Source organism: Micromonospora sp. NPDC050795, from assembly GCF_044456785.1.
In the GTDB taxonomy this organism is placed as follows: Bacteria; Actinomycetota; Actinomycetes; order Mycobacteriales; family Micromonosporaceae; genus Micromonospora.
Genome location: NZ_JBITGE010000010.1, coordinates 131,010 through 145,963, shown reverse-complemented (window position 1 = coordinate 145,963; position 14,954 = coordinate 131,010). Strand labels below are relative to the sequence as shown.

Here is a 14,954-nt window from a genome sequence, read left to right as displayed (position 1 = left end):
GGCCTCCCGCCAGCCGTACGTCGGCAGGCGGGAGGCCCGGCGTCGCTGACAGCCGTGCGGCATCCGCCGGCGGTTTGAGCGGGCATTCCCCTGTGGCCAGTTCGAGTTCACCGCATCGCTCTACGGTGCCAGCGGACCGAGAACGCTCTGCTCGTACCTGGAGAGATGAGGATTGATGGCAGTAAGCAAGCGGGTGGGCCTGACTGCTGCGGCGGTCGCGCTGACCCTGACGCTGCCGGGCGCCGCGACCGCGGCGGCGGCCGAGCGGAACACGTGGGACCAGGCCGAGTTGTTGTCGTTCGCCGCGTTGCCGGCGGCAACCTTCGTTCCCGGCAGCGAACCGTCCGGCTCGTCGCTCGGCAGTGCCCCTATCAACGGGATCACCCCGCCGTTCGCCGACCAACCGATCCAGGGGTTCAGCGGCGTCCTGCGCAACACCGACGGCACCTTCGACGTGCTGTCCGACAACGGCTTCGGCAACAAGGCCAACAGTGCCGACTTCGTGCTGCGTGTTCAGCGGGTCGCGCCCGACTTTGGCAGCGGCGCCGTGGACGTGGTCGGTGGCATCAACCTGACCGACCCGTACGGCAAGGTGCCCTTCCCGCTCACTCGTGCCGACCGCGTGCTCACCGGGGCCGACTTCGACGTCGAGTCGATCACCCGGACCGCGGATGGCACGTACTGGGTCGGTGACGAATTCGGTCCGTACCTGCTGCATTTCGACCGGGCGGGCCGCCTGCTGCAGGCGCCGGTGCCGCTGCCCGGGGTTTTCGCCCCCGAGAACCCGGGCCGCGGTGCGACCCCGGCCAACCTCGCCAGCAGCAAGGGCTTCGAGGGCATGGCCCAGTCGCCAGACGGTCGCACGCTCTACCCGCTGCTTGAGGGCACGACCACTGGTGATCCGGCCGGCACCCTCCGGCTCAACGAGTTCGACACCCGGACCAACGCCTACACCGGCCGACGCTGGGCCTACGCGCTCGACTCTCCCGCGCACGCGATCGGTGACGCCATCATGGTCGACAGCGACCGCTTCCTGATCATCGAGCGGGACAACGGCCAGGGCGAGACGGCACAGGTCAAGAAGATCTATCTCGCCGACAAGCGCGACCGGAACCGCGACGGACTGCTCGACAAGACGCTGGTCGCCGACCTGATGGCCATCGCCAACCCTCGGCACGTCGGTGGGTTCGGTGACCCGTTCACGTTCCCGTTCCAGACGATCGAGGACGTGGCGATCCTCGACGACCGCACGCTCGCCGTCCTGAATGACAACAACTTCCCGTCGTCGGCGGGCCGGACTGCCGGCCAGGCGGACAACAACGAGTTCATCGTGATCAAACTCGACCGCCACCTGGGCGCGGACAAGCGCGTCCTGCGTCGCTACTGAGCCGCTTTCAGCGGGGTGGGCAGACCGACAGGCTGTCCACCCCGTCCCGGGCGGCCCGAGCGCGCACCGAACGGTGTCGCGTGGGTCATGCCTCAGCAGCGGGTCGGCTGTGCACCACCAACTCGTCGATCTCCAACCGGCCGACGCGCAACTCCCGCACGACCGCCCGGCGGATCACGAGCCGCCCGATGACCAGCGCCCCGACGGCCACGGCCCCGACGGCCAGCGCCCCCACGGCGAGCGCACCGACCGACGCCGCACCCGCGGCCCGCGCGCCGGTGGCCGCCGCGCCCGTCGCCACCGCGCCGTCGGCGCGCGTCCCGGTCAATCGCATCAGGCTCAGTTCTCGCTTCATCGCCCCATTGTCCGCGTGCCGCCCAGCGGGTGCCGATCAGGTGCGGAACGCCTCGATCGTGAGCGCGGCGAAGCGCCGAGAGGCGGCAGCCCGGGCGTTCGTCGAAGTGGCGTACAGGCCACCGTTGGCCATCAGCATGAGAACGAGGTCGTCCAGGCCCACGTCAGATCGCAGGTGTCCGGTGCCCTTGGCCCGGCGCATCAGTTCGGCGAGCGAGGCGAGGGCGGCTTCGCGCTTGGCGGCGAGGTCCACGGCGTGGGGAAATGCCGAGGTGAACGCCGCGGTGAAGCCTCGGTTTCGGGCTTGTAGCTCACAGAGTCGTTCGATCACGAGGCACAGGCCGCGCCAGGGGTCGGGGTCGGTGAGCCCTTCGTCGACGACGGCGACGCACGCGTTCATCTGATCCGCGAACGCCTCCGTGGCCAACGCCTGCTTGGTGGGGAATCGGCGGTAGAGGGTGGCGGGGCCGACTCCGGCGCGTCGGGCTATCTCACGCATCGGCACGTCCATGCCTTCGGCGGCGAAAACCGCCCGGGCGGTGTCGAGGATGCGCTCACGGTTGTCCAGCGCGTCCGACCGCAGGTTCTGGGTCAGATGGCCACCCACTCTCTCACTCTAGCTAAACGGACGCATGCGTCCACTACCGTTCGGGCGTCCGCAGGACTGACGTGAAAGGTGACGAACAGTGAAGGCAGTAATGATCAGGGAGTTCGGCGATCCCCGTGGGCTGGCGGTCGTCGACCTTCCTGTCCCGGTGCCCGCTCCGGGGCAGGCGTTGATCGCCATTGAGGCGGCCGGTGTGGCTGGCGCCGACGTCCTGATCCGAAGCGGCGCTCTGGCCGCGTACGGCTTCCGCGAGGGTCACATCCCGGGCGGCGAGGTTGCCGGCACGGTCACGGCCGTGGGCGACGGCGTCGACCCCGCCTGGATCGGGCAACGCGTCTGGGCCTTCACCGGTACGGGCGGCGGCTACGCCGAGCAGGCGGTCGTCTCGATCGCCGAGGTTCTGTCCCTGCCGGCGGGCCTCTCCGCAGTCGACGCCGTGACGCTCGGCAGCTCCGGGGTCGTGGCTCACTTCGGCCTCGCCCACGCGCACTTCTCGCCAGGCGAGACGGTCCTGGTCCGTGGCGCGGCCGGCAGCATCGGGATCATGGCGGTGCAGCTCGCCGTCAGCGCTGGTGCCAGCGCCGTCGCTGTCACGACCTCGTCGCCTGAGCGCGGCCGCCGGCTGCGCAGTCTCGGTGCTACCCACGTGCTGGACCGCTCCGGGGCCGGGGGTTCGGACGATCCCACCGGCTACGACGTCATCATCGACGTCGTCGCGGGCCCGGACATGCCCGCGTTCTTCGACCGACTCAACCCCAACGGCCGGCTCGTGGCCGTCGGGGCGGTCGGCGGTCAACCGCCCGCGGACGTCGGGACGAGGTTGATGGCCGCGTTCCAGAAGTCGATGTCGTTCGCCACCTTCAGCGCGGCGACGGTGACGGCGGCCGTTCGACAGGCCGTGCGCACGGAGCAGTTCGCCGCCGCCGCTGGCGGGGACCTGCAGACCGTGGTGCACGAGGTTCTGCCGCTGGAGCGGGCAGCAGTGGCGCATCAAAAGATGGACGCTGGCCAGGTCTTCGGACGAATCGTCCTGACCGTCGGCCCTTCCACTGAATCCGCTGCACCGATCGGGGTGGTCTCTTAGGCTGCGTGGGCGGGGCGCCCGGTTCGACGGGTGCGTCGCGGTGGCGCTGTACGGGCTGGTCGGGTGCTTCCCTCGGTGGACTGGCTCCGCCATCTCAGCCGGCACGGGGAGCTGCCGCGACGGCACACAGGTTCCCGGTGTCGTTCGCGGCCAGCGGCCGAGCCCGGCTACCGGTGAGGAGCACCGATGGCGCAGAGTGCACAGGACCGCCCGGAGATCGTCGTCGGGCTCGTGGCAACCCCGCCGGATCATCCGGCCCGGGTGGCCGCGCGGCTCACCACCGAACTGATCAGCGGGCTCGCCGAGCGGGTGAACGCGGACGTGCGGTGGACCGTCCGGGAAGGCTGGGGAGCAGTAGCGCCGCGCCGCGACGGCGGCGTTGAGGCACTACTCGATGATCTTGCTCAGCGGCGCGCCGACGACCAGTGGGACGTCGCAATCTGCCTGACCGACCTGCCGCTGCATGCTGAGCGGGTGCCGCTGGTCGTGCAGACCTCCGCTCGGCGTCGAGTCGCTGTGGTGTCCCTGCCCGCCCTGGGACTGCACCAGCTGCGAGCGGCCCGCGCGGCCGTTCCGGATCTGGTGAGCCGGCTGCTGGCCGACGCCTCCGACGAGCGGGTGCCGCCGGCCGGCTGGGCACCGGCCACGATGGCAAGCCGGGTTCCCGCCATCCACCGGGTGGTCGGCGAGACCGACACCGGTGAACGGCGTTACGTCGCCTCGCGGTTCATCGGCCGACTACGGCTGTTGATCGGCATGGTTCGCGCCAATCGTCCGGGGCGCGCCCTGCTGGGCCTGTCGAAGCTGCTGGTCGGCGCGTTTGGCACGGCCGCGTTCGCGCTCACCACGGACACCATCTGGCAGATGGGCGATGCGCTCGGCGGATTCCGGCTTACCGTGATCATGCTGCTCGGGCTGACAGCGTTGGTGGCCTGGCTGATCGTCGCGCACGACCTGTGGGAGAAACCAAGCCGTGAGACGCCGACTGAGCTGGCACGGCTGTTCAACCTGGGTACGACCCTCACCCTCACTCTGGCAACGGTGCTGTCCTACGTCGTGCTGTTCGTGGGAACAGTGCTCGTCGGGGCGCTGCTGGTCGACACCACCGTGTTGGAACAGACCTTGCAGCGGCCAGTCCACTTCGCCGACTATCTGACGCTCGCCTGGATCACCAGCTCGCTGGCCACCGTCGGCGGCGCGATCGGCTCCGGGCTGGAAAACGAGGAGACGGTTCGAGCCGCCGCATACGGCTATCATCCACAGCCCGATGGCTGGCGGGATGAGAGGAGCGGGCGGGTTTGATCATTCATGGCTGATACTGACCGCGGGTGCGGGGCAGCCACTGGGGATGGCGGTCGCGAAGGTAGCGAAGCATTCCCTCGCGCAGGTCGCAGCGCAGGTCCCAGGCGCTGGCGCCGTCGGCGGCCGAAGCCTGCACCTGGATGACCACCGTCTGCGGGGTGGAGTCGACCATCTGGAGCACCCACTGGCCGCGATCCCACAGCGCTGAGGACTCGACCAGCCGGCGTGCTTCCCGGCGCAGGTCGTCCAGGTCGGCGGTGTGATCGACATGAATCTGGATCTTGCCGATCACTCTGGACTCATTCCGGGTCCAGTTCTGGAACGGCCGCTCGGTGAAGTACGTCGTCGGCAGGATGAGTATCCGCTCGTCCCAGAGCCGGATCACCACGTTGGTCAGTTTCACCTCCTCAACTCGGCCCCATTCGCCGTCCACCACCAGCACGTCGCCGACATGCAATCCATCGGCGAAAGCGACCTGGACACCGGCGAACGCGTTGCCCAGCGCGGTACGGGCCGACAGACCGATCAACGCCCCGACCACCCCCGCCGACGTCAACACGGACACGCCGAAGAGGCGTACCGGCCGGAAGGTGATCAGGATCAGGCCGATCGCGACGATGGTGACCACGGCGACGGTGAGCCGCCGCACGGGGCGAATCTGCGTCCGGGCCCGCCGGACCCGTCGGCTGGCGACCGCATCACCCGGCAGTCGACTGAACGCGACCGCCTCGGCGACGTGCAACGCCTTGATCACCAACCATGCCCCGGACAGCACCAGAGCCACCAGGACGGCGTGCCGCAGATGACGCTGCCACCCGGCCAGACCCAACGGCAGCGCGTAGTACAGCGACCCCACCAGCAGCAGCGCCGCGGCCGGGCGGCGGCAGGCGTGCCGCAGCGGCGTAAACAACCACTGGTAACGGCCAGCGGCTACCCGGCGGATGACCAGGCCAGAGATCAGGTCGACGACCACTGCGGTCGTCAGCACGGCCACTACGATCAACGCGGTACGCATCAGAGGCCGTTCACGGTAATCCCGATGCCAGCTTCCCTCGGCTCACTGCCCAGTCCACGTGCTCAGGGTGCCACCCCGTCCAGTGGCAGGCGGCCAACATCGGCGAACAACCCGCTCCGCGACGAGGGCTGCCCCACAACGCCAGGAGCGAGCGCGGACGATCGCCTTTCCGGTGATCCGCTCGGTCGGGTTGAGATCCCGAACCCAGCCACGGCAAAACTGGTCTGTCAAGTCCACTTCTGTTCCAGCTGGTTCCGCTGTGGTCAGGCGAGAAGCGCCAGCTCAGCACCATTGATTACGCAGCGGCCCGACGTCGGCGTGACGGGCATCTCATGGACTCTGGGGTCCAGAAATGGTGGGGACTGCGGGAATATCACCGACCCGGGGAGCGTCTGTACCTGCGTGTCCAGGTGGGCTGGCACGACGACAGGCAAGGAGACGACGTGAACACCGAAAAGGCAATCCTCGCCGGCGGCTGCTTCTGGGGCATGGAGGAGTTGTTCCGCCGCCAGCCCGGCGTCGTGTCCACGCGCGTCGGCTACAGCGGCGGCGACGTCCCGAACGCCACCTACCGCAACCACGGCACCCACGCGGAGTCCATCGAGGTCGTCTACGACACCGACAAGACCGACTTCCGCGCGCTGCTCGAGTTCTTCTTCCAGATCCACGATCCGTCGACGAAGAACCGTCAGGGTAACGACATCGGCGTCAGCTACCGCTCGGCGATCTTCTACACCAGCGATGGGCAGAAGCGTGTCGCCGAGGACACCATCGCCGACGTCGACGCCTCGGGCCTGTGGCCCGGCAAGGTCGTCACCGAGGTCGCCGCGGCCGGCGACTTCTGGGAGGCCGAGCCTGAGCACCAGAACTACCTGCAGACCTACCCGAACGGGTACACCTGCCACTTCCCCCGTCCGGGGTGGAAGCTTCCGAAGCGGGCGTCGGCCTGACACCTCCGGCGCGCGGACCCAGGGGTCCGCGCGCCGTATGGGACGAGATGGTCCCGGCAATCTCGCACCAACGATGATTCTGGTGATGGTCGCACCGCTCACCAAGCGAACAGAACACGTCCACCCGCTGGACTCCGAAGTCCAATCTCACCTAGATCAGCGCGGATACACTTCACCGATGAGCGATGAGCAGGTGACTGCGCCGACGAACAGGCGGCGGATCAGTCAGCGGGGCATCGCGACGCGAGAGCGGATCCTCAATGCAGCGAACCGGCTGACGCTCGTGCGCGGAGTGAACGCGACGACCCTCGACGACATCCGCGAGGCGAGCCAGACGAGCAAGTCTCAGCTCTACCACCACTTCGCCGACAAGCAGGAACTGGTGCGCGCCCTGGTCAGCTATCGGGGCGCGCTTGTGCTTGAGCGGGAAAGCGCCGGGCTGGAACGACTGAGGTCGTTCTTAGGGCTGATCCGGTGGCGTAACGCGCTGGTCCAGGCCAACTCGCTGAACAATGGCAGATACGGGTGCGGTCTCGGGTCAATGGCTCTCGAACTGTCTGATCAGGATGAGCAGGCTCGATCGTCGCTGTCGGAGACATTCGCGGCATGGGAAAAGCTGATCAGTGATGGTCTGCACCGGATGCGCGACAGCGGCCAACTGCGCCAGGACGCCGACCCGCAGAAGTTGGCCACGGGATTGATGGCCGCTCTGCAGGGCGGCTACCTGTTGGCGAACGCCGCGCACGACATCGCACCCATGGAAGTCGCCCTGGACATGGCGCTGGACCACATCAGATCGTTCCTCGTGCAGCCGTCCCACTGATTGGGCTCCGCCTCGGACGGCACGCACCGGAGGAGGCGGCCACTGATTCCGCCGCCTCCTCCGGGCAGGCTCACTTCCCGTACAGCTCGAATTCGTAGAGCGAGAACCCGTACGAGGTGGCGCGCTTGACCCCGTACACCCGCACGTAGCGGGCGGTGACCGGGGCGAAGGTGGCGTTGTCGACGCCACCGTTGCCGGTGGTGGTGGCGAACACCGGCGACCAGGAGCTGCCGTCGGCGGAGACCTCGATCCGGTACGAGGTGCCGTGCGCGGCCTCCCACCGCAACACGGCCCGGCTGACGGTGCGGGCCGCGCCGAGGTCGACCCGGAGCCACTGGTTGTCGTTGTAGCTGCTCGCCCACCGGCTGCCGAGGCTGCCGTCGACCGCCTTGTCCGGCGTGTGGCCGGTCAGGAACTGGGTGCTCGACGCGGTGGCCGGACGGCCCTGGGCCAGGTTGGTGACGTCGTCGCCCCGGCGCGCCGGGAACGAGACGACCTGCTGGTAGGTCGGGCGGTTCTGCCAGGCGATCACCGGGTGGGTGATGCCGCCGAGCCCGGAGTGGGCGATCGCGTCGGCACACCACTGGTCGCCGGCCCCGCAGGACTTGTCACCCGGGTAGACGGTGGTGCCCGGCACCGCGGCGGCCTGACCGAGCGCGTCGAGCAGGGCCTGCCGGCATGCGCCGAGGTTGCCGTTGCCGCAGTACGCGCGGCCCAGCCCACCGGCCACCGGGTCGCCGAGCACGGTGCGCAGGTCCTTGTCGACGTAGCCCCACCAGCCGTACTGGAATGACGAGCCCTTGTGCGCCTGGCCCTGCAACGCCCAGTTCGCGGCGCCGTCGCGCCCGCCGTTCTGGCCGCCCGACGGCGCCTCGTTCACCTCGATGGCGTCGACCAGCGAGGCGTAGAGGTCCGGCCCGAGGCCGGGGCGGAACTGCGCCGAGGCCAGTAGCGGCCACCAGGCGTCGAAGATCCGGATGGCGTCGGCGTGCTGGTAGACCTTCGAGCCGGGGGACGTCTCCACCCGGCGGACCCCGGCCTGCTGCCAGGCGCGCAGCTTGCCCACCGCGTCGGCCAACGCCGGATCGGTGACCGGCGTGCTGTCCAACACCCGCAGCAGGTCACCGAGAACCTGTTGGCCGCGCAGGTCGGTCACCGCCGCATCCGCCATGATCTTCACGACGTCGGCACGACCGAGCTTGCGCTGCGCGATCGCCGCGCGCACCGGGCCGTCGAGCAGCTGAGCCCGGTGTACGGAGCCGAAGCTGAAGTTGCCGTCCGCCGCCCCGAAGTCCCGCGCCTGCTTGTTGTTCCAGCTGACGTAGTAGTCCTGGTTGACCGACTGCGGGTGCGCCGACGCCGGGATGTAGGTGGCGTCGTTGGTGTCCGGGTTCCAGCCGGCCCACTCGTACGCCGGCTCGGCCTTCGTGGGCAGGTTCGGGTCGGCGGTGGCCGGACGGACCGGGTTCGCGCCGGAGTTGAGGTACGCCGCCTCGGTCGAGTTGACGTAGAACCAGTTGAACGCGTACCCCACGTCGGCTGCGGAGGTCTGGAAGGCCGCCGCGCTGCCCATCGCTGACGGGTCGTTGAAGGCCTGGAAGCCGATCGCCGAGTCGGCCTCGTGCCGGTAGGTCGAGCGCAGTTTGGTGAACGCCGTCGGCTGCCCGTTCACCAGGCCCCGATAGGAGACCAGCCCGTACTTGGTGCGCAACGCGCGCAGCGTGTACGAGCCGGCCGGGGTGGAGTCGGCCAGCGTCGGGGTCCAGGAGTTGCGCTGCTCCAGCGCCTCCATGGCGAGGCACTGCCCGTGGTAGAGGTAGCGGTTGGTGCGCAGCGTCGGGGCACTGCCGTCGGTGGTGCACAGCGGCACCGCGTACGTGTCGGTGAGGTCCTGCGACGCGGAGGTGGCGCTCCACGCGTAGTCCTGGCCCCGGCCGAGCAGCACGTAGAGGTTCAGCCCGGCGAACGCCGCGCCACGTGCGCTGATGCCCGGACCCTGCAACTCCTGGAGCATGAGCAGTTGCGGGGCAAAGTAGCCGGTCTGCGGCCCGAACACGGCAACCGGATTACCCGTGGTGGTGTGCCGTCCGGAGACCACCACCGCGTTGGACATGCCGTGCGCGCGCAGGTTGGACAGGCCGCCGAGCAGCTCCTTCGTGGCGGTGCTGGCACCGGTGCGGGCGGCGGCCCCGCCGGTGGCGTCGTACGCGAGGGGTTCGGCGACCACCGAGCCGGCGTCGGGGAGCACCGCGCTCGTCGCGCCCGGCGGCGTCGCCCCGTACGGGAAGCTCTGTCCGTCGTGCAGGGTGAGCACGGTCTCCGGGTCGTTCTGCGAGCGGAACGCCGCCCACACCCGGTCGCCCTCGGTGGCGCCGTACTTGGCGCGGGCGGCCACCCGGACCAGCGCGGACTGGATCTCGCTGCCCCCGCCCCCGCCGAAGAGCCCGCCGATGACACCGGCGGTGGCGATCAGGTCGGTCATCGTGAAGTGCTTCGGCTTGCCCGCGCCCGCGAGCACGTACTCGCCCGGGTAGTTGTCGTCGGCGATCGACTTGTCGATGTAGGCGTTGATGCCGGCGATGTAGTCGACCACGTCGGTGTAGAGCTGTTGACCCCGGGCGCCCTTGGTGCGCAGCGCGTCCACCTGGGCCTGGAGGTCCGCCTCAGTGTAGGGCGAGTTGGCCCAGACGCTCTGCTCCAGCTCCCGGTTGCCCGGCGCGCCGCCGGCGAACGAGGTGACGTTTCCCCGGCCGACGTGCCGCAGCAGATCCATCACCCAGAGCCGGTCCTGGGCTCCGGCGTAGCCGGCGCCGAACATGGTGCCGGCGCGGGTGGTGCCGGTGACGTGCGGGACGCCGGTGGCCTTGTCCCGCACGATGGTGACATCCGATCGCGGGGAGACGGTGCTCTCGACCTGTGCGGCCGGAACACCGAACGAGGCGTCGTTGTAGAAGTGGGCGATCTGCTCGTCGGTCAGCCCGGCGTAGTTGTAGACCAGGTTCGCGTACTCGTCGAGCTGGTCGCTGGAGTGTGCCGGGCGGGTGCCGAGCGCCTGGTGCGCCAGGATGGCGACCAGCGTGGCGTTGCCGTTCTGCCCGGGAGGCAGGATGTCGGCGCACTGGCCGAGGCAGTAGTCGTTGGCGGCGAACGTCGTGGCGGCCAGCGCCGGTGACGGCGGGGTCACCGTCAGGACGCTCGCGGTCAGGACGGCGGCGGTGAACGCCGCGAGCCGGTTACGGAGTGCGGGACGGGGCATGGCGATCCTCCGGGGACGCGGAGTCGGGCCGTACGGTCTCGCCCGGCTACCGGTGCCGACGTCTCGCCCTCCGCGCCCGGGCGTTCCACCCGGAGGTGAGAATCATTCGTATCGATCTCGGAGCAATGATCGGCGCAGAACCACCGTCCGGGATACCCGTCGTTCACCACGCGCCAATGCCGACGTTTCGCCGCCTTCCGCTGTGGCCAACGATCTGATGGGGCGGAGTCGGCCGGGGCCGCCAGCGGCGGCGGCCCCGGCCCAGGATCAGCTCCCGCAGATGCCGTATGCGTTGAGGCTCCACGAGCCGGCGAAGCCGTCGGCGTCCTCGTCCGCCCGCACCCGTGCGGTGTTCCCCCCGGTGATGTTGACGCCGGTCAGCAACACCTGACCATTGCCGGCGTTGATGTCCGCGCCCGCGCTGTAGAGGCCCTTGCCTGCCGGGCACGCCTTGAGGCCGCTGTCGGACGGGTCGCTCGCGCTCGTCCCCGTCGACACGACCCGCTCCAACCCGGCGGGCGCAGTGGCGCAGACCGCGATCGAGGTGGCACTCCAGCCGGACGGCGAGGTGCCCTGCACCGGGACCGCCCGGACGGTCACCGACGTCAGGTCGAACGACGGCACCACCTGGTCGAGCACCACGTCGCCCAGGCCGCTGTTGATCCGCCCACCCATGCCGATGACCTTCTTCGTCCCGCAACTCGCCGTGACGTACTGCGTTCCGATCGCCCCGGTCGTGGGCACCACCTGATACCCGGCCGGCGCGGCGGCGCACTGGGCGAGGGCCTGCAGCCCCCAGTCGCCGACGAAGTTGACCGGCCCCACCTCCCGCATCGTCGCGAAGAACCCGCTGCCGTTCGCCAGCGGCTCCAACCGGTCCAGCCCGACCCGTCCGGCGGCCGACGAACCGGCGAGGAGGAAGCCGCCGCCCCCGGTGACCACCTTGCCGGTCGGGCAGGACGCGAACGCCGACTTGTCCAGGCTGCTCTCCGCAGCCGACTGGGTGACTGTCTCCAACCCCGCGGGTTCCGCCGAGGCCGGTGCCGCCCAGCCCAAGCCGGCCGCCACGGCAGCCGTCGACACAACGGCCGCCAGCATGCCCCGTCCCTTGGTTACTCGCATGTCGCTCTCCCTGTCCGCCTCGGCCGACGTCGTGCCGGCCTGCCTCCCGCCGGACCACGGTTCCGGCGACTGAGGAGAGCCTGAGCGGGGCCACTTGTCGTCCGCTATCCGACCGCTTGGCGTCGGCCGTGCAGGGTCGTGCCGTCCCTAGACTGTGGACGTCCGAACACGACTGAACAGGAAAGCCATGCGGTGGTCCCTCCTCGGCCCCGTCCAGGTGACCGCCGGAGGGCGGGTCCTTCCCATCGACCGCCCCCAGCAACGCGCGGTGCTCGCGCTGCTGCTCCTCAACGCCGACCGGCTGGTACCCCTCGGGCAGATCGTGTCGGCGCTGTGGGCCGAAGAACCACCCGCCAGCGCCCGGACCCAGGTTCAGGTCTGCGTCTCCCGGATCCGGTCGGCCCTGCGCGAGGTGGGAGCGGCCGACCTGCTGACGACCCAGGGCAGCGGCTACCGGCTCACCGTACCCATGGCCGAGCTGGACCTCGCCGAGTTCACCGTGGCGGTCGAGCGGGCCTGCGCGGAGGAGGCGGCCGGCCGGCGGGCAGAGGCGGCGCGACTGCTGCGCGACGGCCTGGCGTTGTGGCGGGGACCGGCGCTGGCCGGAGCGACCGGAGCCTTCGTCGACGCTGCCGCCACCGGCCTCGACGAGCAACGCCTGCTCGCATACGAACGGCTCGCCGCCGTGGAACTCGGCCTCGGCCGGTTCGCCGCGACCGCGCGTGCCCTACGCCCCCTGGTGGCCGAGCATCCGTTGCGGGAGTCGCTGGTGGCCGGGTATCTGCTCGCCCTGGCCGGCTGCGGCCAGCGGGCCGCCGCGCTGCGGCTCTACACCGAGACCCGCCGCCACCTCGTCGACGAGTTGGGCGTGGAGCCCGGCCCCGAGTTGAGCGAGGCCCACCTGCGGGTGCTGCGGGGGCGGACGCCGGCCGAGCCCACACCTGCGGAGCCCCCCGGCCCGTCTCCGGCGCAGCTTCCCGGCGCCCCCGCCTGGTTCACCGGCCGAGCGACGGCGCTGCGGCAACTGGACGCGCTGCTGCCCGCCGAACGGGCGGGAGCCGCCCGGAACGGCGGCGACGGCGATCCGGGCCGGGCGGTGGTCATCTCCGCCATCGCCGGCACCGCCGGGGTCGGCAAGACCACCCTCGCGGTGCACTGGGCCTACCGGGTCGCACACCGGTACCCGGATGGGCAGCTCTACGTCAACCTGCGCGGGTTCGACCTCGACGGCCGGGCCGTGTCGCCGGGCGAGGCGCTGCGCGGCTTCCTGGAGGCGCTGCACGTGCCGCCCCAGCGGATGCCCACCGACCTGCCCCGGCAAGCCGCCCTGTTCCGGACCCTGCTCGCCGACCGCCGGGTTCTGGTGCTGCTCGACAACGCCCGCGACGAAGAGCAGGTGCGGCCCCTGCTGCCCGGATCCCCCGGAAGCCTGGTCGTGGTGACCAGCCGCAATCGGCTCACCGGCCTGGTGGTGAACGCCGGGGCACACCCGGTGACGCTGGACGTGCTTCGGCCGGCCGAGGCCCGGGAGCTGCTGGCCGGTCGGCTCGGTCGCCGGCGGGTCGGGCGCGAGGCGGCGGCGCTGGACGAGATCGTGCGCTGCTGCGCCGGCCTGCCGTTGGCCCTGGCCGTCGTCGCGGCCCGCGCCGTCGGGCAGCCCGACGTACCGCTGGGCGCGTTCGCGACCGAACTGCGGGACACCGACCCGGTTCGGCTCACCGCACTGGCCACCGGCGACCCCACGACCGACGTACGGGCGGTCTTCTCCTGGTCGTACCGGGCGTTGGACGCCGACCCGGCCCGGTTGTTCCGGCTGCTCGGGCTGCATCCCGGCCCCGACGCCGGACGGGCGGCGGTGGCCAGCCTCGCTGGCCTGCCGCCGGCTCGGGTCGAACCGCTGCTGGCCGACCTCACCCGGGCGAACCTGCTCACCGAGCGCACCCCCGGCCGGTACGCGATGCACGACCTGCTTCGCGCGTACGCCTCGGAGCTGTGTCACGGCACCGACCCCGAGGCCGAGCGCAAGGTCGCCCGACGCCGCCTGTTCGACCACTACCTGCACGCCTCGCGCGCGGCGGACCACCTGCTCGACCCGTACCGGTTGGCGCGGCCGGCGGCGCTGCCTCCACCCGAGCCGGGTGTGACGGTGGACGACCGCCCGGAGCACGGGTGGGCGACCGCGTGGTTCGCCGCCGAGCACCACGTCCTGCTGGCGTGCGTGGAGCAGGCGGCGGGCGCCGGCCTGGACCGGCACGCCTGGACGTTGGCGGCGGCCCTCACCACGTACCTCGATCGCAGCGGGCACTGGCCCGAGCTGGCGACCGCGCAACGGACCGCCCTGGCGGCGGCGCTGCGCCGGGGTGACCTGGCCGGTCAGGCCCTGGCGCACCGGGGTCTCGCCATCGCCTGCACCTGGTCGGGCGATCACGAGGCGGCGCACCGGCACTACCGGCGCGACCTGGAGCTGTACCGCGAGTTGGGCGACGACACCGGACGGGCCCACACGCACCTCGGGGTCAGCTGGGTGCTCGCACGGCAGGGCCGGCTGCGCGCGGCTCTCGACGAGACCCGGCTGGCCCTCGACCTGTACCGGGCCGCCGACTACCGGGTCGGGCAGGCCAAGGCGCTCAACAATCTGGGCTGGATGCACGCCCGGCTCGGCGAGCCAGGGCCGGCGCTGCACTGCTGCCAGGCGGCCCTGCGGCTGCACGAGAAGACCGGCGACCGGCACGGCGCGGCGCTGACCTGGGACAGCCTCGGCTACGTCCACCACGGCCTCGGCGAGCACGACCGGGCTGCGGACTGCTACCGGCGGGCGCTGGAGTTGCACCGGGAGCTCGGCGACCGCTACGACGAGGCGGAGGTGCTGGACAACCTGGGCGACAGCCTGCGGGCCGCGGGTGACCTCGACGCCGCGCGTCGGGCGTGGCGAGAGGCGCTGACGATCTTCGACGAGCTGCGCCATCCGGACGCCGACCGCCCCAGGGTCAAGCTGGCCGCCGCGGCCGTCCCTGCGGCGTCAGCGGGCGGCGGGGAACCGTAGGTGGCGTGGTA

At 70.9% G+C, this 14,954-nt stretch carries 11 protein-coding genes; 6 read left to right on the top strand and 5 right to left on the bottom strand.

The window, feature by feature from the left end:
- Positions 1–175 precede the first annotated feature (175 nt).
- The gene (locus tag ACIBEF_RS11680; RefSeq protein ID WP_396793308.1) at positions 176–1,387 is read left to right on the top strand and encodes an esterase-like activity of phytase family protein; all 1,212 of its coding nucleotides are present in this window, start codon (positions 176–178) and stop codon (positions 1,385–1,387) included.
- Between the two features lie 85 nt (positions 1,388–1,472).
- On the opposite strand, the gene ACIBEF_RS11675 is transcribed toward ACIBEF_RS11680, so the two are convergent.
- Together ACIBEF_RS11675 and ACIBEF_RS11670 are read right to left on the bottom strand one after the other, a co-directional pair.
- A complete protein-coding gene (locus ACIBEF_RS11675) occupies positions 1,473–1,742 on the bottom strand; it encodes a hypothetical protein (protein ID WP_396793307.1) in 270 nt (89 codons plus the stop codon).
- Positions 1,743–1,778: 36 nt separating this feature from the next.
- Entirely contained in the window at positions 1,779–2,348 is a 570-nt protein-coding gene (locus tag ACIBEF_RS11670) for a TetR/AcrR family transcriptional regulator (RefSeq protein WP_396793306.1), read from the bottom strand.
- Positions 2,349–2,427: 79 nt separating this feature from the next.
- Here ACIBEF_RS11670 and ACIBEF_RS11665 point away from each other — a divergent pair, with 79 nt between their 5' ends.
- Positions 2,428–3,432, top strand: coding sequence for a zinc-binding dehydrogenase (locus tag ACIBEF_RS11665; protein WP_396793305.1), 1,005 nt, complete (start codon positions 2,428–2,430; stop codon positions 3,430–3,432).
- 261 nt (positions 3,433–3,693) lie between these two features.
- Positions 3,694–4,734, top strand: coding sequence for a hypothetical protein (locus tag ACIBEF_RS11660; protein ID WP_396793303.1), 1,041 nt, complete (start codon positions 3,694–3,696; stop codon positions 4,732–4,734).
- A gap of 4 nt (positions 4,735–4,738) precedes the next feature.
- Here the strand turns inward: ACIBEF_RS11660 and ACIBEF_RS11655 are convergent, their stop codons facing one another.
- On the bottom strand, positions 4,739–5,722 hold the full coding sequence (locus ACIBEF_RS11655; RefSeq protein ID WP_396793302.1) for a mechanosensitive ion channel family protein: 984 nt from the start codon (positions 5,720–5,722) through the stop codon (positions 4,739–4,741).
- Between the two features lie 470 nt (positions 5,723–6,192).
- Between ACIBEF_RS11655 and msrA the strand changes: the two genes are divergently transcribed.
- The gene (gene msrA, locus ACIBEF_RS11650) at positions 6,193–6,699 is read left to right on the top strand and encodes a peptide-methionine (S)-S-oxide reductase MsrA (RefSeq protein ID WP_396793301.1); all 507 of its coding nucleotides are present in this window, start codon (positions 6,193–6,195) and stop codon (positions 6,697–6,699) included.
- A 178-nt stretch (positions 6,700–6,877) separates the two neighbouring features.
- Positions 6,878–7,522, top strand: a complete 645-nt coding sequence (locus tag ACIBEF_RS11645; RefSeq protein ID WP_396793299.1) for a TetR/AcrR family transcriptional regulator — start codon at positions 6,878–6,880, stop codon at positions 7,520–7,522.
- A gap of 70 nt (positions 7,523–7,592) precedes the next feature.
- On the opposite strand, the gene ACIBEF_RS11640 is transcribed toward ACIBEF_RS11645, so the two are convergent.
- Both ACIBEF_RS11640 and ACIBEF_RS11635 read right to left on the bottom strand, forming a co-directional pair.
- Positions 7,593–10,778, bottom strand: coding sequence for a penicillin acylase family protein (locus tag ACIBEF_RS11640; protein WP_396793297.1), 3,186 nt, complete (start codon positions 10,776–10,778; stop codon positions 7,593–7,595).
- A gap of 267 nt (positions 10,779–11,045) precedes the next feature.
- On the bottom strand, positions 11,046–11,900 hold the full coding sequence (locus tag ACIBEF_RS11635; RefSeq protein ID WP_396793295.1) for a hypothetical protein: 855 nt from the start codon (positions 11,898–11,900) through the stop codon (positions 11,046–11,048).
- Positions 11,901–12,087: 187 nt separating this feature from the next.
- Between ACIBEF_RS11635 and ACIBEF_RS11630 the strand changes: the two genes are divergently transcribed.
- Positions 12,088–14,943, top strand: coding sequence for an AfsR/SARP family transcriptional regulator (locus tag ACIBEF_RS11630; protein ID WP_396793294.1), 2,856 nt, complete (start codon positions 12,088–12,090; stop codon positions 14,941–14,943).
- Positions 14,944–14,954: the final 11 nt, after the last annotated feature.

Excerpts from the sequence above, each read along its gene's own strand:
- ACIBEF_RS11675 (WP_396793307.1), bottom strand. The coding sequence starts at position 1,742 with ATGAAGCGAGAACTGAGCCTGATGCGATTGACCGGGACGCGCGCCGAC.
- ACIBEF_RS11645 (WP_396793299.1), top strand. The coding sequence starts at position 6,878 with ATGAGCGATGAGCAGGTGACTGCGCCGACGAACAGGCGGCGGATCAGT.
- ACIBEF_RS11630 (WP_396793294.1), top strand. The coding sequence starts at position 12,088 with ATGCGGTGGTCCCTCCTCGGCCCCGTCCAGGTGACCGCCGGAGGGCGG.
- ACIBEF_RS11635 (WP_396793295.1), bottom strand. The coding sequence starts at position 11,900 with ATGCGAGTAACCAAGGGACGGGGCATGCTGGCGGCCGTTGTGTCGACG.
- ACIBEF_RS11640 (WP_396793297.1), bottom strand. The coding sequence starts at position 10,778 with ATGCCCCGTCCCGCACTCCGTAACCGGCTCGCGGCGTTCACCGCCGCC.
- ACIBEF_RS11680 (WP_396793308.1), top strand. The coding sequence starts at position 176 with ATGGCAGTAAGCAAGCGGGTGGGCCTGACTGCTGCGGCGGTCGCGCTG.